The sequence below is a fragment of the Undibacterium paludis genome, assembly GCF_022568815.1.
Classification (GTDB): domain Bacteria; phylum Pseudomonadota; class Gammaproteobacteria; order Burkholderiales; family Burkholderiaceae_D; genus Undibacterium.
The window spans coordinates 59880-80087 of sequence record NZ_JAKZHX010000007.1 but is presented as its reverse complement, the minus strand read 5'-3'; the positions used below and the strand labels follow the sequence as shown (position 1 = coordinate 80087).

Sequence of the window (20208 nt, the reverse complement as noted above, 5' to 3'; positions counted from 1 at the left end):
GGACTGTCGCGCGTATTTGCAACGCCGCCCTGGTCGTCGCGCACATGGCAGGCACTTCGCTTTTCACTGTTAAAGTCCACTAGCTCTGCATGTACAGTTCGCACAAAAAGCTAAAAACCAATAATTGATAAAGATCGTCACAAACACGGCTGTCATATTGACTTGATATATTTAGACTTGATATAAAGAAATACTCTTAATTCAAGCTTGGACTTTCTATGTGGACAGGTATATGCAGTGCTATTGGTATCCTTGTTTTCCTTGCCGTTATCGTATTAATACGTGTCATGAACAAAGAAAGTCGCCGTCCTGATTATCATCAGTAAATAAAAAACGCAGATCAACATCTGCGTTTTTTTATGCATATTGATTTGTACATCAGGTTCCCGGCAAGCTTACCAGCTGCCAGTGTTTTGCATTGACACCCAGGGCTCGGCTGGTGGCAGCGGTTCACCAGCCTGCAGCAATTCTATGGAAATATTATCGGGTGAACGCACAAATGCCATGTGACCGTCACGTGGCGGGCGGTTGATGACGATACCCATGTCCATCAGCTTCTGGCAGAGTGCATAGATGTCGTCCACGCGATAGGCAAGGTGGCCGAAGTTGCGGCCGCCAGTGTACACCTCTGGGTCCCAGTTATACGTCAGCTCGACCTGGGCGTCATGGTCGCCAGGTGCTGCCAGATAGACCAGGGTGAAACGACCCTTGGGATACTCTTTTTGATGTACCAGGTCCAGGCCCAGTGCATCGCGGTAAAAACGTAAAGAGGCGTCAAGGTCGGTGACGCGAACCATGGTGTGCAGGTATTTCATGATGACTTTCTGTATGAAGGATGGCTATGGGGCTGACGGTTTTTTGTTTGTGCCATCAGCCAGCAGCAAGCTGGAAATTGTAGCCGATTCTCAATAATAGGTCTTACGCAAAATCGCCCCAGCTGCGTTGCGGCTCCTAGCCGTACTAAAGTACTGTCTTCGTCGCAGCGCCTTGCTGGGACAATTTTGCGTAAGTCCTAAATGAATCATTTGATACAGACTATTCTGACCTGTTTCATGTCGGTGAGGCCTGACAAGACTTTTTCTATACCATCCATCTTCAGTGTCAGCATACCGTCGGCTAAAGCCGCCGTCAGCAGTTCAGAGACGCGCGCATGGTCTTGTATCAGTTTCTTGACGATGTCATTGGCCACCATCAGTTCATGCAAGCCAACCCGGCCTTTATAGCCATTGGAACAGCTATCACAGCCCACTGCCTTGTAAAGCGTAAATTTGCCTTGCTTGTCCGCATACTGGCTTTGCCAGTTCATGAGTACTTTTTTCTTGGACTCCACAGGGTTCTTGACGAAGCTTTCAGTATTGAGCAATTCCTGGCAATACTCGTCAAGCAACTCTTTGATCTCTTCAATGTCAGGACTGTAAGCGATCTTGCATTTGCTGCACAGGCGCTTGGTCAGACGCTGAGCCAGTATGCCCAGCAGGGCATCGGCAAAATTGAAGGGATCCATGCCCATGTCAAGCAAGCGTACGATGGATTCGGGCGCGCTGTTGGTGTGCAGAGTGGCAAACACCAGATGGCCGGTCAGCGATGCTTCCAGGCCGATGGAGACAGTCTCTTTGTCACGCATTTCGCCGACCATGATGATGTCAGGGTCGGCACGCAAGAAGGCGCGCATGACAGTCGCAAAGTCCATGCCCGCCTTGCGGTTGACCTGGACCTGACGCAAGCCTTTCTGGGTGATTTCTACCGGATCTTCGGCAGTCCAGATCTTGGTTTCCGGCGTGTTCAGGTAGCTCAGTACTGAGTGCAGTGTTGTCGTCTTGCCTGAGCCGGTCGGGCCGCAGACAAAGAACAGTCCATAGGGTTTGCTGACGACCTGTTTCAGGCGTTCAAGATTGTAGGGCAGGACACCGAGCTTATCGATAGGGATGGGTTCGCCCGCCGCCAGGATACGCATCACCACGTCTTCCATGCCGCCGGAAGACGGGATGGTTGCTACCCGCAGCTCTATGTCATAGGGGCCATATTTTTTGAACTTGATCTTGCCATCCTGGGGTTTGCGGCGCTCGGAAATATCCAGGTCACACATGATCTTGATGCGGGCCAGCAAGGCACTGCGGTAGCTGGCCGGTATCTCGATATATGGCGACAGCGAACCATCCTTGCGAAAGCGTATCAGGGTTTTTTCCTTGCCCGGACGTGGCTCTATGTGGATGTCGGATGCACCTTGCTGGTAAGCATCGACGATGATTTTATTGATCAGCTTGACCAGTTCATTCTCGACTGCGGCTGACACCTCCACAACAGCCTGACCGACGTTTTCTTCGTCATCCTCTTCCATGCCGGATAACAGTTCATCAACTGAACTGCCATCAGCAACCGTGCCAAAAAACTGGTCGACGGTCAGGCGGAATTCTTTCTTGGTTGTAACCCGGTAATTGATTTTTGACGTGGCAAAGACATGGTTGACGACATGCGTGGTATTGGTGTGCTCCGGGTCTATCGCCATGACAGTCAGGCCATTCTGGTCTTCCATGATGGGTAGCCAGGAATTCTGTTCCACATATTGACGTTTGAGCTTTTTGACAAGATCGACAGGGATGATGCGATCAGCCTTGTAGGGTTCATAAACGACATGAAAATATTTGGACAGTGCCTGTCCCAGGCTGGCAATAGGAATTTTGAAATCATTAGCCAGCACTTCTTCGAGGTCCTGCAGATTGCGCCTGGCTGCCCTGACGGCCAGCTCCATTTCTTGCGCTGACAAAATGGCTTCCGATACCAGGAAATCAAATTTGGTTCTCGGCGTATTGGTTGGCCTGACCTTGCTTTTCTGGGTAAAGGCTACCGCCAGGGTTTCGCACAGGGCTTGCACACCCTCAGATGCAATGGCGGAAAAGGCATCACCAAACTTGTGGTTGATGAACTGTACGACACCGAGCAATTCATTGGTTTCTGCTTCAACGATGGGTGCGACCAGCATCTGTTTGGTGCGATAGCCAGTCTTCTGGTCGACGGCGCGCTGGAATTTCAGGGTAGGTGAATGCGAACGCAATTCATTGTCGTCATACACATCGCGCAGGCTGAGTTTGGTCTTGGTCAGCGCTACATGGCCAGCTATGCTTTGATCTGAAATGGACAGACGCAAGTCCTTGAACGAATTCAGACCAGTCTTGATCTTGGAAATCAGGGTAAGCTTGTCTTGCGCCACGACGTAAATCGTCAGGCGATCACATTCGAACAGATTGCAGATGTCCGGCGACACGTCGAGCATGATCTGGTCTAATGCTTCCGCGCCATGGATTTTATTGGTCAGCGTCTGTAATTTCTTGAAAAATTGCAGGCGATGGTCAAGTCCCTCCTTCGGAGTATTGGCAAGGTTTTCAGTTACCACCATTGTTTTTCCTTGATGTGCGCGCATCACACTAGTGTTCAACACGCACTTATTATCAGCCAAAATATGATTTTGAATGCAAGATAGTGCAAATTGTTATTATCTATAGTCAATTTTTACAAAAATGTATCATGGAAGCGCATTCCTTGAATACAAGACCAAAGTTTGTGGCGCAATAATGCAAATTAGCCTATCTTCAGAAGAAGAAATCCCAGACTGATTATATTGCTCTTGAAGAAAGTGTTAAGCTAGGAACAGAGTGCCGGGCAAGGATGGTCTGCACGACAAGTATATTATTATGATAATCGCAATAAATGTAATTGCAGTCAGTTTTGTCTTACTTGCTCTGGTTTCATGTACCTGAACAGCAGTTCATTACTTCTGTCCCATTACTTCTGTATTTATGAACGTACAAATTCTCGGCTGTGCAGGTGGTATTGGTGGTACGGGGCCGTACACAACCAGTTTATTGATTGATGACGATATCCTGCTCGATGCAGGCACAGGCGTGTCTCAACTGAGCATAGAAGAACTGGTGGCGATAGACCATGTGTTTATCAGCCACCCCCATCTTGATCATATTGCCGGACTGGCTTTGCTGATAGATGCTGTATTTGGCAAGCGCAGCAAGCCGCTTACGGTGTATGCCACGGCTGAAGTCCTGCACGCTCTCAAAACCCATGTGTTCAACTGGGTGATCTGGCCAGACTTCAGCGGTTTGCCGAGTGCAGAAAGCCCGGTGATGCAATACCAGGAAATATCTGCCGGCGCTACTTTGAAATTAGGCGGCAGAACCATTACCCCGCACAGCGTCAATCATGTTCCAGGCTCTGTCGCCTATTTTGTCAGGGCAAACCAGGCGAGCTTTATGTTCACTGGTGATATGGCGAGTACCCCCGAGCTATGGCAGGCAGTTGGATTGCAGACAGATTTACGCATGGTCATCGTTGACTGTTCCTTCCCGGATGCTGAGGCCGGGCTGGCTCTTGTTTCCAGGCATTTTTGTCCGGCTTCATTGATAGAGGACATACAGGACGTGCCAGCCACGGTAGAATTTCTTATTTATCATCTCAAGCCCGGACAAGAGGCACAGATCATGGCCGAACTGGAGCAAAACAAAGACCGTATCTTCAAGCCATTGAAGGCGGGTGATTGCTTCACGCTTTGAGCTGGCAGTGATGGCATGGGGAGCTATGCCGGTGAAAATAAAATGTTTTATGCTTGACTGTTATTCTGAAGAAGTGAACAACTCGGTGAAGACAACGGATTTGATCTGGAGAAGTGATTATGACTGGCCTAAGCAGTAGTGAGATTGCACAACGCCTGGAAAAGCTGACCGAACTGAGCCTGGAGTTGAGCAATAATCACGACACCCCCTTGTTGCTGGAAAATATACTGCGTTCGGCAAAAAGCATCACCTATGCCGATGGCGGCACCTTATACCGTACCAGCAAGGACAAGCAGAGCCTGTGCTTCAATATCTCGCTCAATGACACGCTTAATATGTACCAGGGCGGCGTCAAAGGGCAAACCGTTGATATTCCCAATATCCCATTGACGGATAGCTATGGCAATAAAAATCTCAATGCTGTAGCTGCTTATGCGGCCAACTACAAGCTGTCGGTGAATATCCAGGACGTCTATACAGTCGGGGTGTTCAACTTCTCAGGTACCCGCAATTTCGACCAGCAGTTTCACTACAAGACCAAATCTTTGCTGACCGTGCCCATGCACGATCACGAAGGTGAATTGATCGGTGTACTGCAACTCATCAATGCCACCGATCCTGAAACTGGCGAGCACCGTGCATTTTCAGAAACTGACCAGCGTTTTATCGAAGCCCTGGCTTCGCAGGCCGCCATTGCACTGACCAATCAGCAACTGATCTCGCAACTGGAAAACCTGTTCGTTTCACTGGTGCATTTGATCAATATCGGTATCGATGAAAAGTCCCCGCATACCGGCAGGCATTGCCAGCATGTGCCGGAACTGACCATGTTGCTGGCCAATGCCGTGCATGAGACTGATCAGGGGCCGCTGGCAGATTTTTCCATGACAGACAAGGACCGCAAAGAATTATGGATGGCAGGTATCCTCCATGATTGCGGCAAGATATCAACACCTGTCCATGTCGTCGAAAAATCCACCAAGCTGGAAACCATCTTTGACCGCATACATCTGCTTGATACCCGCTTTGAGGTCTTGAAGCGCGATGCCGAAATCAAGTTCCTGAAAAGCAAGTGCGCATTGTATTCTTCCAGCGTCTACAATGAAGACCTGATCGCCGAACTGGAGCAGGACTTGAAGAAGGACCTGGAAAAAATCGACGATGCCAAAAACTTCTTGCGAAAACTGAATATAGGCGCGGAACGCACCAGTCCCGAAGACCTGCAAAGAGTGACAGAGATCGCGGCCTGGCATTGGACTGATGTTGATGGCGAGGTTCGTCCATTCCTGAATGCCGATGAAGTTGAAAACCTGTCGGTGCGTGCCGGCACTCTCAATGCAGAAGAGCGTACGATTATCAACAATCACATCTCAACCACCATCAAAATGCTGGAAGCCTTGCCCTGGCCCAAGCACCTGCAAAACGTACCCGAATATGCCGGCGGGCATCATGAGCGCATGGATGGCAAAGGTTATCCGCGTGGTTTGCGTGGTGAGCAAATGTCGGTGCAAGCCAAGATCATGGCGATTGCAGATATCTTTGAAGCACTGACTGCCAAGGACAGACCCTACAAGGATGGTAAAACCCTGACCGAATCCTTGCGTATATTGGGTAATTTTTCATTGAACGGACATATCGATCCTGACCTGTTTGATATTTTCGTGCGTAAAAAAGTCTATCTGACCTATGCAGAACGTTTTATGGACAAGGCGCAGATCGATGAAGTGGATCTTGGCCAGATACCTGGTTACCACATTTAATTTCTCACCTGAATATCCTGCCATGCATGAAGACGTAGAAAGTGGCAGGAAAAATTTCCAGAGTAAGCAATACGTAAAACTGTGTTTGCGGAGGGCGGCTTGCGGAAGAATATCAATAAACTGGCACGCTGGACGATCTGTGTGTTGCTGATACTGATGGCTGCCCTGCAAGCCAATGGCAATTTGCCGACTACGCTCATAGAAAAAGTCGATTACTTCATCTATGACCTGCGCATGCGATGGGAACCCACGACCTTCAATCCAGACATTGTCATCGTCAATATCGATGAAAAAAGCCTGCAAGAGATAGGGCAGTGGCCATGGAACCGGGGTGTTGTAGCCGAGCTGATAGAAAAGCTCACTGACGATTATCACGTCAGGGCAGTCGGCCTGGACATCGTGTTTTCTGAGCCGGATAGCAGCACGGGCATACAGGTACTGGAAGGTCTGGCGCAAAAAGAGCTAAGGGATGACCCGGGTTTTGTCGCGCAAATGCCAGCCTTGAGAAAAGAACTCGATTTTGATGACAAGCTGGCCAGGACGTTGGCTGGCAGACCTGTCGTTTTGGGATATGTATTTTCGAACACGCCCAATGATCATTCCAAAGGCTTGCTGCCGACCCCGGCTTTTGTTGACGCTGACCTGGGAGAGCGCAGTTTTGAGTCTGCCATTTACACCAAGTACACAGCCAATCTGCCTGAGCTGCAAAAAGCGGCAATAGCAGGTGGGTTTTTTAATCCCTCGCCAGATGCAGATGGTGTGATACGTGGTATTCCCTTGTTGGCAAAATTTGGTAGCGGTTATTATGAGGCATTGTCACTGGCAACGGCGCGCGTCGCCCTCAATGCCAGCAAGATCAGGCCAGTCTTCTTGCAGGCCGATGGCATCAATTCTCAAAGCTTTTTGAATAATTATGGCTCCATAGAAGCGATCAAGCTCAATTCCACGCCTAACAAGCGCATCCCGGTGGAGCCATTGCTGACTGCCCTGATCCACTACAAAAGCAAGGGCGGGCCAAATGGTGGTGGCTTTGCCTATGTATCAGCTTCGGACGTGCTGAAAAAACGGCTCACCGTTGATAAGCTGAAAGAGAAAATCATATTGATAGGCACGACGGCAGCGGGGCTCAAGGACTTGCGTACGGCACCCTTGGGGCTGGATTATCCCGGTGTGGAAATGCATGCCAATGTGATTGCCTCGATACTGGATGGTGATGTCAAGCAGCGTTCTGACAGCACACGCGGCTTTGAAGTTATACAGGTTGCTCTGGTTGGCTTGCTGCTGAGTTTTGCCCTGGCACGTTTCAAGGCACTGGCAGCCGTGCTATGTACATCGGTGATGGTGGTTCTGGTGATTGCCTTCAATTACTGGATGTACCAGTCCTTCAACCTGGTCCAGCCCCTGGCAACGGTATTGTTATTGATTTCTGCCCTGTTTGTATTCAATATCACCTGGGGTTATCTGGTTGAATCCAGAAAGCTGCGTGGCGTGGTCAGGCGTTTTGGCGAGTATGTGGCCCCGGAGCTGGTTGCCGTGATGGCAGAAGAACCGGACAGCTACACCATGGAAGGTGAAATTCGGGAACTGACGGTGATGTTTTCAGACGTGCGCGGTTTCACGAGCATTTCAGAAACCCTGAGCGCAGCAGACTTGCGTGAATACATCAACATCTACCTGACCGCGATGTCGGAAGAAATACGCGGTAATCGCGGCACGCTGGACAAATACATCGGTGATTGCGTCATGGCTTTCTGGGGCGCGCCGGTGCGTCTCGAAGATCATGCCAGACTGGCAGTTGCCAGCGCCCTGAAAATGCAGGCCCTCGCACGGGGCTTGAGCCAGGACTTTGTCAAGCGCGGCTGGCCTGCGCTGAAGATAGGTGTGGGTTTGAATACTGGTGAAGTCCGCGTTGGTGACATGGGGTCCAAGATCAGGCTGGCGTATACCGTCATGGGCGATGCTGTCAACCTGTCTTCGCGCCTGGAAGGCACCACCAAACTCTATGGCGTGGGCGTCATCGTCGGTGAAGCCACCATGCAGGCTGCACCAGAATTTGCCTACCGGGAACTGGACAGGGTCAGGGTCAAGGGCAAGACCCAGCCCATTTCCATCTTTGAACCCATAGACATCACATCTGCCCTGGATGATGCGCAATCCGCCTTGCTTGAACTCTGGCATCAGGCGCTGGAAGATTTTCGCGCGCAACAATGGGATGCCGCTGAAAAATCCTTTCGCTCTTATCTGCAAGTGCGGGAAGAAGACCTGGCCAGCCAGGTCTTTCTGGAGCGTATTGCTCATTACCGGCAAGAACCGCCGCCACCGGAATGGGACGGGGTGACGACGTTTGCCAGCAAGTTCAGTGATTAACTTTTTTAAGCTTTTGTTTTCACCCGCAGCAGGTAGTAACTGATCACACCCAGCACAATACCCCAGCAGGCTGACCCCAGGCCCAGCAGGCTGATATTGGATGCCGTGACGATGAAGGTGATCAGGGCTGCCTCACGTTCTGTTGCCTCATTCATCGCGTTCACCAGACCGGTCTGTATCGCCCCCAGCAGAGCCAGGCCGGCGACTGTGGTGACCAGTGCGTGTGGCAGATGCAGGAAAAGCGCCGTCAGGGAACCGGCAAAACTGCCTATCAACAGATAAAAACCACCGCAGGCAATACCGGCTACCCAGCGCTTTTCCGGCTGCTGGTGTGCTTCAGGCCCGGTACAGATGGCTGCCGTAATTGCCGCCAGGTTGACGCCGTGTGAACCAAACGGAGCCATCAAAAGACTGATGAAACCGGTACCCGTCACCAACTGACTGGTGGGTGCCTTTTCGTAACCGGCGGCACGCATGACGGCCACACCGGGCACTTGTTGTCCGGTCAGGCAGAGCAGGGCTAGCGGCAAGCCCAGGCTGATGATGGCGCTGACAGAAAATTCAGGTGTAGTCCAGACAGGGGTAGTCAAACCCAGTTGCAGGGCCAGGGCATTACCCTGATGGCTGTCACCCCAGCCAAATACTGCCCACAGCAAAACACCAGTCAGCAAAGTCAGGACAATGGCATAGCGGGCAGTACGGCGCTTGTAGAGCAGGTATCCGGTAAACATCGCCGCCACCAGCCACGGCGCACCGGCAACATCGCTGCGGGCATTGGCAAAGACATCGACCCCGAAGCGGAACAGGATGCCTGCCAGCATGGCCGCACACAGACTTTTCGGTATCTTCGCCATCAGTTTTTCAAAGATGCCGGTGACGCCGATCAGCGTCATCGCAGCTGCAGCGATCAGGTAGGCGCCTATGGCCTGCTGGTAGGGCACAGTTGCCAGGCCGGTCACCAGCAGGGCGGCGCCTGGCGTATTCCAGGCGCAGATCACCGGCAGCTTGTGTCGCCAGCTCATGAAGACACCCACCAGGCCAGCGCCTATGGAGATGGCCCATATCCAGGAGCTGGTCTGTGCTGTACTAAGTTTGGCTGACTGTGCTGCCTGTAAAACGATCAGCATGGGCCCGGCATAAGAGATCAACACAGCAATCAGGCCAGCCAGTACAGCCGGAAACAAGTCGCTGGCAGTATGAGAAAAAACCGGTTTGATGGAGCTGGCCGGCGCGGAGAGAGAGGGAGAGTGTGGTGTATTCATGCACTCAGTCTATGACAGACTGCGGTGGTGTTTGCATACAGTGCCATGCTCGTTTATGCTGTACAGATCATATAAAGGAGTATCTGTAATGCAGCACAGTTATAGGCAGCAGGCAGATTTGCTGGAACGAGAAATCAGGGCCGGAAGCTATCAGGTAGGTGAGCGCCTGCCTTCGGTACGGGTATTTGCCGGGGCGCAGCAAGTCAGTGTATCAACGGCCATACGTTGTTATCGCTATCTTGAAAGTCTTGGCCTGGTAGAGGCCCGCAACAAGTCAGGTATCTATGTCGCCGACTGGAAAAGCAGAACAAAGCAGCCCGATCATGGCAGTAAAACCAAAAACCACCCGCCGGTCGTTGAATACGACAAATTGATGTCCCTGCAGCACAGAATGACGGAACTGTATTCGCTGACCGCCCAGCCCTTGCAATGGGGCTTGCACCTGGCCAGCGCTGCACCCGAATGGTACCCCTGCGAAGCATTGTCAAAAATAGCCCAGCGCCAACTGAGGCAACAGCCATTACAGATTGGTGAATACCCGACGGGCACAGGCTTGCCGGCATTGAAGACCAGCCTGGTGCAGTGGCTGGCGACTTGCGGTGTCGACCTGGCGCCTGCTGACCTGCTGGTCACCAATGGCAGCACCGAAGCCCTGAGTGTTGCCTTGCGTGCCGTGGCACAGCCGGGAGAAGCCGTTATTGTTGAATCCCCTGTGTATTTTGGCTTGCTGCAAACTATAGAAAACCTGGGCCTCAAAGCCATAGAAATACCCTGTGTGCCTGGTGCAGGTATCAGCCTGGAAGCGCTGGAGTATGCGCTGGAACATCAAAGCGGTGTGCGCGCAGTGGTTGCCATGCCCAATTTTCAGAACCCTCTGGGTTGTGCCATGCCGGAAAAAAACAAGCGGCGCCTGTTGAAATTGGTGGAGCAGCATGATCTTGCACTGATAGAAGACGATGTCTTTGGCGATCTGTCCCATCAGCAAGAAAGGCCACAGCCAGTCAAAGCCTGGGACAGACAGGGCAGGGTCATCTATTGTGGCTCATGCAGCAAAAGCCTGGCGCCGGGGTTTCGCATAGGCTGGATTGCCGGGGGGCGTTATCAGGCACGTATTACTTCACTGAAGCTAACCTCGTCGCTGATCACGCCGCTATTTGAACAGGCTGTGCTGGCAGAGTTCATGCAATCCGGCGCCTTGCCTTCACATATACGCAAGTTGCGCGAACGGCTGGCAGCCAATATCCCCTTGGCAAAGGCGGCAATAGAACGCTATTTCCCGCTGGGCACACAAGTGGTCAGCCCGGCCGGCGGCTGGTGGCTGTGGCTGGAACTGCCAGAGCAGGTGGATAGTCTGGTATTGCTGCGTCGGGCAGTAGGGCAAGGCATCGCCTTTACGCCAGGCAGCCTGTTCTCCGGCTCCGGCAAATATGCGAATTACCTGCGCATGAATATAGGCAGACCCTGGGGGCGAGAAATGGAACAGGGCATCAAGGTTTTGGGCAAGCTGGCACGGGAATTTTCCGGCTAGCCTGGGATCAGCCCTGCATCAGCCAGTGCCTTATCCCATTCAGGTATCGACTGATATTCTTCCACCAGAAAATCAATCATCGCCCTGACCTTGGGCGGCACCTTGTGTGTCGCCGGGTACAGAGCGGTAAAGTCATTCAGAGGCAATGACCAGCCATCAAGCACGGCCAGGAGCCGCCCTTCCAGCAAATCACGCCAGGCCAGAAATGTCGTGTCATAGACGATGCCCAGCCCGCGCAGGGCGGCCTGATGCAGAGCCTTGCCATTGTTGGAAGAAAAGGCGGGAGTGATATCGACAGCCAGTTGCCGGCTTTCACGTTCAAAGTGCCAGGTGCTGCCTTGTGTCAGATGACTGAAATGCAGACAGCGGTGTTGTCTTAGCTGTTCGGGGTGATCGGGCATGCCGTGCGCATCCAGATAGGCCGGGCTGGCGCAGAGTATGCCCCGACAAGGGGCCAGCCTGCGCATGTGCAGGCCGGGGCTGTCAGGTATGCCGCCTACCCGTATACTGAGGTCAAAGCCATGTTTGACCGGATCGAGCAAATTGTCATCGACATGCAGGGTCGGTTGCAGCCGGGGGTGCAGCAAGGCAAAGCGTGCCAGGGCGTCGGCCAGCCACTCACTGCCAAAACTGCTGGGCGCCTGTATGCGCAAGCCTCCCACCAGTTCATCGCCTGTCTGGCTGACTATCTGTCTGGCCAGGCGTGCCTGTTCCACGCTGGCAGTGCAGGGCTCAAGGTAAGCCTGGCCCAGTTCGGTCAGGCTGACTTCACGGGTAGACCTGTGCAGCAGGCGTGCACCCAGTTCCGCTTCCAGTTGCATGATGTGCTTGCTGACCAGCGCACGGCTGATACCAAGCTGACGCCCGGCAGCACTGAAGCCGCGCAGACGTGCGACTTCGACGAAAATTTCCATTGCTTTTAGTTGATCCATGGAGACATTGTCTTCAAATTGACGACAATCTGTCAACCATTGCTGGTATTGTGGGCGACAAGCTGGTTTGGCTACACTTGATGCATATCAAGCCGCCTTCCCTGCCGGGCAGGTCAACATTTAATGACGGGGAGTTTTCATGCTGAACCAGGAACAGATCAATCAATTTCAACAGGATGGCTATATTGTTATCCCCAACTTCAAATCAGCCGCCGAGATTGCCACCCTGCGCGAGCGAGCAGCCAAGATCGTTGATGAATTTGACCCGGCTACTTCCAGGAGCATCTTCACTACCAAAGAACAGGAAAAGAAAGTCGATTACTACTTCCTCAATTCTGCCAACAACATCAGTTGTTTCTTTGAAGAAGAAGCTTTTGATGAACACGGTAATCTGCGTCAGGCCAAGGCCCTGTCCATCAACAAGATAGGTCACGCAGTGCACGATCTTGACCCTGTATTCAATGAGTTTTCACGCGGCCCGGCCCTGGCCAGGGTGGCAGAGCAGCTGGGTTTGCAACAGCCACAGATTTACCAGTCCATGTACATCTTCAAGCAGCCTGGCATAGGTGGTGAAGTGCGCTGGCATCAGGATGCGACTTATTTTGAAACCGACCCGGTCAGCGTCACGACCTTCTGGTTTGCGCTCGAAGACGCGACATTGGAAAACGGTTGTCTGTGGGCAGAACCGGGGGGCCATCGTACTCCCATGCGTGAACGTTTCGTGCGTGAAGGCGATCAGGTCAGAGTGGAAAAACTCGACAACATGCCATGGCCCGATGACAGCACAGCCGTGCCGCTGGAAGTCAAGGCAGGCAGCCTGGTCTGCTTCCATGGACTGCTGCCGCACTACAGTGCCCCGAACCGCTCACCCATCTCACGCCACGCCTATACCCTGCATGTAACCGATGGTGCAACCAGTTATTCGCCACAGAACTGGATACAGCGCGACGCCGGTTTCCCTGTACGCGGGTTTCTCTGAAAGGGCAGGCATGACAGCACAAGTATTGATCTTCGCCCCGCACTGGGGCAGTGCCCACCTGAGCCGTGACGCATTCATCACCCGTGTCGAAGAGGCTGGTTTTGATGGCATAGAAATGTCCCTGCCCATGGATGCATCTGAACGTGATGCATGGACAACAGCGATAGCAAATGCAGGCTTGCAACTCATCGCACAGCAATGGGAAACCGTTTTTCACAGCGACTTTGCCGCACACAAGCAAGCACTGGGTGATTTGCTGCGCAATGCCTGCGCCGCCAAGCCGCTGTTTGTGAACACCCACACCGGCAAGGATTTTTACAACCAGGCGCAAAACAATGAACTGCTCGATCTGGCCGATGTCATCAGTGCAGAAACCGGCGTGGCCATTGTCCATGAAATCCACCGCAGCCGTTTCAGCGGCCATCCCATGCTGCTTTTACCCTACCTGGAGCAGCGCCCGCAATTGCAACTCAATGCCGACCTGTCACACTGGTGCTGCGCCTGTGAATCGTTGTTGGAGGACCAGGCTCATGTGCTGGAAAAGGTTTTTCCACATGTGCGCCATATCCATGCCCGTGTTGGCCATAGCCAGGGGCCACAGGTCAATGACTTCCGTGCGCCTGAGCATGCAGCCGCCTTGCAGCAGCACCTGTCATGGTGGGATGCGATAGTTGCCAGACAGCGTGCTTCTGGTGCAAAGCTGATTACGCTGACGCCGGAGTTTGGCCCTGCACCTTATACCCAGACTTTGCCATATACCAATCAGGCCGTCGCTGATACCTGGGAGTTGAATGTGGCGATGATGCAGTTGCTGCGTGAACGCTATGCAAGCTAATGAAACCTTGTTACTGGCTTTGAAGAGCTGACTGAATTGGGCGAGTGATCTTGAGTTAATTTTTTATCACAAGATATTCGCTCTTTGTTTATACTGCGGCTAAAGTCCAACCAGGAGGCTATGCATGCAGGATCAGCAAAGATATGTTTTTATACATGGCAAGAGCGGGATGTCCAAACGGGAGAAGTTGATCCTGCTTGTCCTGGGCCTGTTTTTTCTGGCAGTCCTATTCTGGATGACTTACTGGGAATTGCTCAAACCTGAAGACCTGAAAAAAGTACTGGGCTCAACCAATATCTGGCAGCGCATATTACCCATGCTCCTGCCTTTTGCCGTACTGGTTTTTGGTCAGGGAGGAATGCAATGGGCCTATCGCTCGGCAAAACTTGTTGTTGATAGCAAGGGAATGTTCCTGGAATGGTCCGCAGATTCAGTGTTTGCGAGATTAAAGTTCCTCCAAAAAAAGATAGTATGGGCAGACCTGCAAAATGCCACCCATCTGCCCAGCTTTAATGTTTTGCAACTGCGCTCGAAAACAAACTCAAGCTCGTGGGTAATACGACTCAAGGACTGGACAATATCGAACGTTGAATTTTCGCATGATGCAGTAAAATTTGCGGAAATGGACCTGCTCAACGTCTTGCGCCAGCAGGGTATTTTCGAGACAGCTTCCAAGGATGTCCGCCTGCTGGCTCTGGAATTTGATTTGATGAAGCATCCTTTGACAAGAAAAATATTAATGGGAGTCGGTGCACTCCTTGTCTATTGCTTCGCTGATACTTTGATACAGCATGAGGGCTGGGCATTTTTTAATAAAGACTATCTGATGCCCCATCTTGTTATCGCCTCCCTGGCGACAGTCGTGCTGTTCTGGGTTGTATTGAAAGCGGGCAAGGATGGGAGCTTGCCCATGAATATCAGTCTGACGATGGTGGTGATTGCCGGTTTTTCATTTCTTGCCACGAGTTATGTTGCTGGTATCCGGCTTAACCAACTTGCAGGCGGCCCTCTGGTTTCTGCTGAATACCATCGCGATGATAGCTGTGAAAAACTGATCCCCGTGGAGAAGAATCTACCGATAGTTGAATATACCAGCAAGACCAGGGACTATTGGTGCAGCATAAAGGCAGAGGATGTGATCAGGGTCAAGGTGCGGCAAGGATTGTTTGGCAAATTTCAATTCAATCTCACAGAACAGACGCAGACAATTCATGAGTTTATGCAGAAGCACTGAATGACCGTTGGTCATTCTGCATGCAAAGCTGGAAAATCAACTCTGTAGTTTTTTGTACATCACATCTGTGCGCAAAACATATTTGACGCCACTTTCCACTGGTGCACCCTGATGCAGCATCATGTGCGGAAAGACCAATGCCATGCCTTTTTCCGGTTGTATGGTTTCCCAGCGAAAGGATGTGCTACCGCCGGTATAGTCATCATTGAGATACATGAGCAGTGTCAGAAAGCTGACTTCATCTTCATTGCGGACATAATTGCCGTCCTTGTGCCATTTGAAGTACTGACCAGCTTCATAACGGTAAAAGCGGAAGCGTTCATTCAGGCCAAGTAAAGTCCACTCCTTCAATTCTGCCGGCAGGAATAGTTTAGCCCTTTCAAAGATGGCGGTAGCCAGGATTTTGTCATCAAAGATGACGCGGTCATTATTACGGACATCCTTGTACATGCGCATGCCTGTGCTGGTTTGTATCATGGCTTCTTCATAGCCCATCTGTTCACTGGTAAAAATCATGCGCTCGCATTCTTCTTCAGTGATGAAATTCTTGATGGCAAATACACCTGCACCGTAGTTATTGAGTTCCATGTTGATCTCGTTTCTTGATTCTCTAACGGTAATGTATAGCACTTTGTTGTAAACTTCAACTAAGTTTGTTGATGATATTTACTAAGTTAGTGACGGATTTGTACTAAATGTGGCAATCGCTTACAATGACGTTATTGAAGTGTTGATCTGTGAGGGGAAAGACATGGCTACAGCCAAGCAAAGCGAAAAAGAATTTCTGCGCAACTACAATATCCATGACTATGATGTGCCGCTGACCAGTGTTGACCTGGTTATTTTCACGATCAGGGATCAGCAATTGCAGGTTTTGCTGGTCAAGCGCGGCGATCATCCCTGTAAAGGACAATGGTCGTTGCCCGGTGGTTTCATCGATATCCACAATGATATTGATCTTGACGGTGCGGCACTGCGCAAGCTCAAGGAAAAAACCGGGGTAGAGGCGCCCTATCTGGAGCAGTTGCAGGGCTTTGGCAGCCGTGACCGTGACCCGCGTGGCTGGTCTACGACCTTCGCCTACTTTTCCCTGATCTCTTCTGACCAGGTCACGCTCAGTCATGGTGGCAATGCCGATGCGGTACGCTGGTGCCCGGTTGATGAGGCTGACAGTCTGCCCAAACTGGCTTTTGACCATGGACGGATACTGGATGTGGCCGTACAGCGCCTGCGTAACAAGGTGGAATACACGTCTCTGCCAGCCCATCTGCTGCCGGAAGAATTCACCCTGTCTGAATTGCAGAAGGTCTACCAGATTTTGCTGGGGCGGCTGGTGGATAAAAGCGCCTTTCGCAAGCGGATCAGGGAGGGGGACTTTCTCGAAGAATTGCCGGGTAAATGGCGTCTGGGCAGCAACCGTCCGGCACAATTATATGGTTTGCGTAAAGGGCAGGGCACTGTGTATTTTAACCGGGTGATGACGGGCAATGATGCCTGAATTGATCGGTCAATAACCCTTCAGTGGTATCAGGTACTCCTGAGGTATTTCCCCGATACCTCTACAAGCGCCGGCACGCTTTGCAGCTACCGGCGTTTTTCTTATCTTTCCATGTAGAAAAAATGACACAATCTGTGAAGATTGTTATCTTGACTAAAATTTAATATTATCAAATAATCATCCGGTAGTGCATGGCTTCAAGCAGCCATTCCAGAACAAGACCCGGACCATCAGCAGCATCCAATACCATCAGGCACCGATAAGGGAGACAGAGTATGAGCAAGGATAAAACCCCCATTCCACCATGTTTTGACCAGGCCAGCCAGGCGCCTGAGCGGCTGACGGAAATGTTTGTCGGCATCGCACAAGAGAAGCGTATCAAACTAGGTCAAAGGCCCGCTGAACGGGCGGTATTTCGCAAATTGCATGGTGTAGCGAGTGCGAAGCTGGTGATGGAAAAGAATATCCCGGCCAAGCTCAAGGTCGGTGTCTTCAAGCATGAGAGTCTGGATGCCTGGGTGCGTTTTTCCAGCGATACTACGCCGACGTCACCTGACCTGTATTCAACTCTGGGTGTCGGTATCAAGCTGTTTGGCGTGCCTGGCCCCAAGGCGCTTGGCGACGATGGTGATACGGCTGACTTCATCATGCAGAATTTCCCCATCTTTTTTGTCGATAATGCGCAGGAGATGGTGGAATTTACCTATGCCGGTGTGGTGGCCCAGGATTATCCCGGTTACCTGAAAAAACATCCGAAAACGGCAAAAATACTCGATGAGATGGAAAAGGTCGAAGGCAGTGTGCTGACGACGACCTACTGGGCCATATTGCCTTTTCATGCCGGTGAAAAGAACTACGTCAAATACTGTCTGGAACCGGTGACACCGCCAGAGAATGTGCCAAACGATGAAAATGACTACCTGGCCGTGGACATGTGCAATCGCCTGGCCAAACGTGAATACCAGTTCCGCTTCATGGTGCAACTGCGCACCAATCCCAAGACCATGCCGCTGGATGAAGCAACGGTGGAATGGCCAGAGTCAGAAAGCCCCTTCGTCCATGTCGCCACCCTGATCCTGCCGCAGCAGGACGTCAGTGTGCGTGGTCAGTCTGAATATGGTCAGGGTCTGGCTTTCAATATCTGGCGTGTACCGAATGAGCAAAAACCTGCCGGCTCGATTGCCGAGGCGCGCAAGGTGGTGTATGCCGCGGGCGCCCGTGCACGGCATGAAGCCAATGGCCAGGGTTTGCAGGATCCGTCTGAACCACGGCCATCGGGCTGTCCCTTTCATGCGGTGAATGCGGCAAAGTCTGCGGCGACAACGGAGACAAAAACAAAAGATCAATGCATCGTCAAGGCGGTTATCTATCCATCCATTGGTGTGGCCCGTGTGGGTACCAGCGAGAAAGAATGGTTTCTGGGGCCGGAAGTGCCTTATCCCAAACCGGAAGCGCCCGGCTATTACCGCGACAAGCAAAAGAAACTCAAGCGCCAGGGCGCGCGCTTCCGTGTCTATGGCGTCAATGCCATGGGTGAGATCGTCAGGGAACTTAACGCTGATAATGCCAAGATAGAGTGGCAGGTACAACTGGCCAATACCAAGTCAGCCTGGTATGGCTTCCAGCTTGCACTTGATATTCCGGAGGCGGCTTCCGCACCGCCAACGACCTTGCGCAATGCCGCCGTGCCTGACCGCACCATGTTGGCGATTACGCCCAAGGCAAGAAAGGTCAGCGGCAAAAAGTCCAAGCCGCAACGCTTTGATGATGGCAAATTCATGGACAAGCCTGTTTATCTGGGAGAAGCATTCACCGATGAACAAGGTCACCTGATCGTGCTCGGTGGGCATGGTGTGTCAGCCTCGTATGACAACAGCCGGGCCATTACCTTTGCCAATAATGAGGGCTGGCATGATGACACCTCCGACGGTCCCATCAATGCCAAGGTCGTGTATGAAGGTCTGGAACTGATGGTGGAACCTGCCTGGGTCGTCGTTGCACCACCCAATTATGCACCGCAAAGAAAGTCGGTGCGCACCATGTGGGATTTGATGCGTGATGTCGCCATCAGCGCAGGTACTTTGCCCAAACCGACGCGGCCCAGCTTTACTTTCGATATCCTGCCTCTGTTTGAACGTCTCAACGGCTTGCAATGGGTGAATGCTGGCTTCAATGCAGGATTTGGCTGGAAAGGTATGGTTGATCTGACCAGTGCACAGGCTTTGTCGCACCTGGCGAGTACCAATACCGCCTATGTGGAATTGCGTCGCACCATCGCCAACCAGTTCCGTAATTATGAGGTCGATTCCTGGTCACCCAAGCCTTGGCCGTGGTTGTATGGCGATGCCATGGCGATACCGGCTGCGCACACTCCAAGGCAAAATGCTTCGCTGACAGCAACACAACTGGCCATGTTGATGGAGTGGGCAGAAGGTAATTTTATTGAAGACTATGATCCGGATCGCCAACATGCAAGCAGCATAGACGAAGTGCCGCTGGAGCAGCAGGGCGATACACTAACCCAGGCAGCACTGGATTTCTGTCTGGCTGACGCCTTTCACCCCGGTTGTGAAATGACCTGGCCGGTGCGCTCCAGCACCATGTATATGGCGCCGTTCCGCTTTGCCCATGCGCTCGATGGCTGGATAGCACCGGGTTTGGGTGAGGTATTGACCAGCGATGGCGTCACCATACCCAATGGCCCCCTGTATGGTCAACAGGCAGGTGGTATCACGCGCTGGATGGCCGTGCCCTGGCAGACGGATACGGCAAGCTGTCGCTCAGGTTACGACAAGTCCTATGACCCGTATGTGCCTAGCTTCTGGCCTGCCCGTGTACCTAACCAGGTGCTGACCAAACAAAACTATGAAGTGGTCATGGACAGTAAAAAGCCCCTGGGTGAAAGACTGGCCGCCTTTGCCAACCGTGCTGCCTGGATCAACCCGCTGGGCACCACCAGTTATACCGACCAGATCAATAACATGATTCATCATTTTGATCATCTGGGTGTGGTGGAGGTACATCCTGGTCCGGCCGATCATGAAAATTTCCCGGCAGAGGTAGAAGTCGAAGACCAGCACATACCGATACCGAATATGCCGGCACCGGATGCACATGCGACTCAGCATCATGACGGCCAGCACGTGCAGGTAGGGGCAGCCATGGTGGTCAGCGGTGATTCTGTCGATCTGATGACGATAGAAAAAGTCAGGCGCTTCCCGCGTGGCCTGCATCGCTAGAAGAAATAACGAACA

Annotated in this window: 14 protein-coding genes; 9 read left to right on the top strand and 5 right to left on the bottom strand. The window is 52.0% G+C overall.

Features of this window, described 5'->3' with window-relative positions; translation table 11 throughout:
- Nucleotides 1–395: 395 nt before the first annotated feature.
- Together LZ463_RS13070 and LZ463_RS13065 are read right to left on the bottom strand one after the other, a co-directional pair.
- On the bottom strand, nucleotides 396–815 hold the full coding sequence (locus LZ463_RS13070; RefSeq protein WP_241456191.1) for a VOC family protein: 420 nt from the start codon (nucleotides 813–815) through the stop codon (nucleotides 396–398).
- Between the two features lie 206 nt (nucleotides 816–1021).
- On the bottom strand, nucleotides 1022–3394 hold the full coding sequence (locus tag LZ463_RS13065) for a GspE/PulE family protein (protein WP_241456190.1): 2373 nt from the start codon (nucleotides 3392–3394) through the stop codon (nucleotides 1022–1024).
- 400 nt (nucleotides 3395–3794) lie between these two features.
- Between LZ463_RS13065 and LZ463_RS13060 the strand changes: the two genes are divergently transcribed.
- The 3 genes from LZ463_RS13060 to LZ463_RS13050 all read left to right on the top strand — a co-directional run bounded on the left by LZ463_RS13060 (nucleotide 3795) and on the right by LZ463_RS13050 (nucleotide 8686).
- Entirely contained in the window at nucleotides 3795–4559 is a 765-nt protein-coding gene (locus LZ463_RS13060; RefSeq protein ID WP_241456189.1) for a 3',5'-cyclic-nucleotide phosphodiesterase, read from the top strand.
- 119 nt (nucleotides 4560–4678) lie between these two features.
- Nucleotides 4679–6319, top strand: a complete 1641-nt coding sequence (locus LZ463_RS13055) for a GAF and HD-GYP domain-containing protein (protein WP_241456188.1) — start codon at nucleotides 4679–4681, stop codon at nucleotides 6317–6319.
- A 99-nt stretch (nucleotides 6320–6418) separates the two neighbouring features.
- Nucleotides 6419–8686 (top strand): CHASE2 domain-containing protein, encoded by a 2268-nt coding sequence (locus tag LZ463_RS13050; protein ID WP_347176266.1) that lies wholly within the window; start codon nucleotides 6419–6421, stop codon nucleotides 8684–8686.
- 5 nt (nucleotides 8687–8691) lie between these two features.
- Here LZ463_RS13050 and LZ463_RS13045 read toward each other — a convergent pair whose 3' ends face one another.
- Entirely contained in the window at nucleotides 8692–9948 is a 1257-nt protein-coding gene (locus LZ463_RS13045) for a benzoate/H(+) symporter BenE family transporter (RefSeq protein ID WP_241456187.1), read from the bottom strand.
- A gap of 88 nt (nucleotides 9949–10036) precedes the next feature.
- Here LZ463_RS13045 and LZ463_RS13040 point away from each other — a divergent pair, with 88 nt between their 5' ends.
- The gene (locus LZ463_RS13040) at nucleotides 10037–11476 is read left to right on the top strand and encodes an aminotransferase-like domain-containing protein (RefSeq protein WP_241456186.1); all 1440 of its coding nucleotides are present in this window, start codon (nucleotides 10037–10039) and stop codon (nucleotides 11474–11476) included.
- Here the strand turns inward: LZ463_RS13040 and LZ463_RS13035 are convergent.
- The gene (locus LZ463_RS13035; protein WP_241456185.1) at nucleotides 11473–12408 is read right to left on the bottom strand and encodes a LysR family transcriptional regulator; all 936 of its coding nucleotides are present in this window, start codon (nucleotides 12406–12408) and stop codon (nucleotides 11473–11475) included. The two genes, LZ463_RS13040 and LZ463_RS13035, sit on opposite strands and share 4 nt — an antisense overlap.
- A gap of 139 nt (nucleotides 12409–12547) precedes the next feature.
- Between LZ463_RS13035 and LZ463_RS13030 the strand changes: the two genes are divergently transcribed.
- From LZ463_RS13030 to LZ463_RS13020, 3 genes are all read left to right on the top strand, one after another.
- The gene (locus LZ463_RS13030; RefSeq protein ID WP_241456184.1) at nucleotides 12548–13387 is read left to right on the top strand and encodes a phytanoyl-CoA dioxygenase family protein; all 840 of its coding nucleotides are present in this window, start codon (nucleotides 12548–12550) and stop codon (nucleotides 13385–13387) included.
- Between the two features lie 10 nt (nucleotides 13388–13397).
- Nucleotides 13398–14222: a sugar phosphate isomerase/epimerase family protein gene (locus LZ463_RS13025; RefSeq protein ID WP_241456183.1), complete on the top strand. Its 825-nt coding sequence runs from the start codon at nucleotides 13398–13400 to the stop codon at nucleotides 14220–14222.
- A gap of 316 nt (nucleotides 14223–14538) precedes the next feature.
- Nucleotides 14539–15456 (top strand): hypothetical protein, encoded by a 918-nt coding sequence (locus LZ463_RS13020; RefSeq protein WP_241456182.1) that lies wholly within the window; start codon nucleotides 14539–14541, stop codon nucleotides 15454–15456.
- Between the two features lie 36 nt (nucleotides 15457–15492).
- On the opposite strand, the gene LZ463_RS13015 is transcribed toward LZ463_RS13020, so the two are convergent.
- Nucleotides 15493–16044: a 2OG-Fe(II) oxygenase gene (locus tag LZ463_RS13015; protein WP_241456181.1), complete on the bottom strand. Its 552-nt coding sequence runs from the start codon at nucleotides 16042–16044 to the stop codon at nucleotides 15493–15495.
- 163 nt (nucleotides 16045–16207) lie between these two features.
- Here LZ463_RS13015 and LZ463_RS13010 point away from each other — a divergent pair, with 163 nt between their 5' ends.
- Nucleotides 16208–16954, top strand: a complete 747-nt coding sequence (locus LZ463_RS13010) for an NUDIX hydrolase (RefSeq protein ID WP_241456180.1) — start codon at nucleotides 16208–16210, stop codon at nucleotides 16952–16954.
- Between the two features lie 275 nt (nucleotides 16955–17229).
- Nucleotides 17230–20193, top strand: a complete 2964-nt coding sequence (locus tag LZ463_RS13005) for a LodA/GoxA family CTQ-dependent oxidase (RefSeq protein WP_241456179.1) — start codon at nucleotides 17230–17232, stop codon at nucleotides 20191–20193.
- Nucleotides 20194–20208 lie beyond the last annotated feature (15 nt).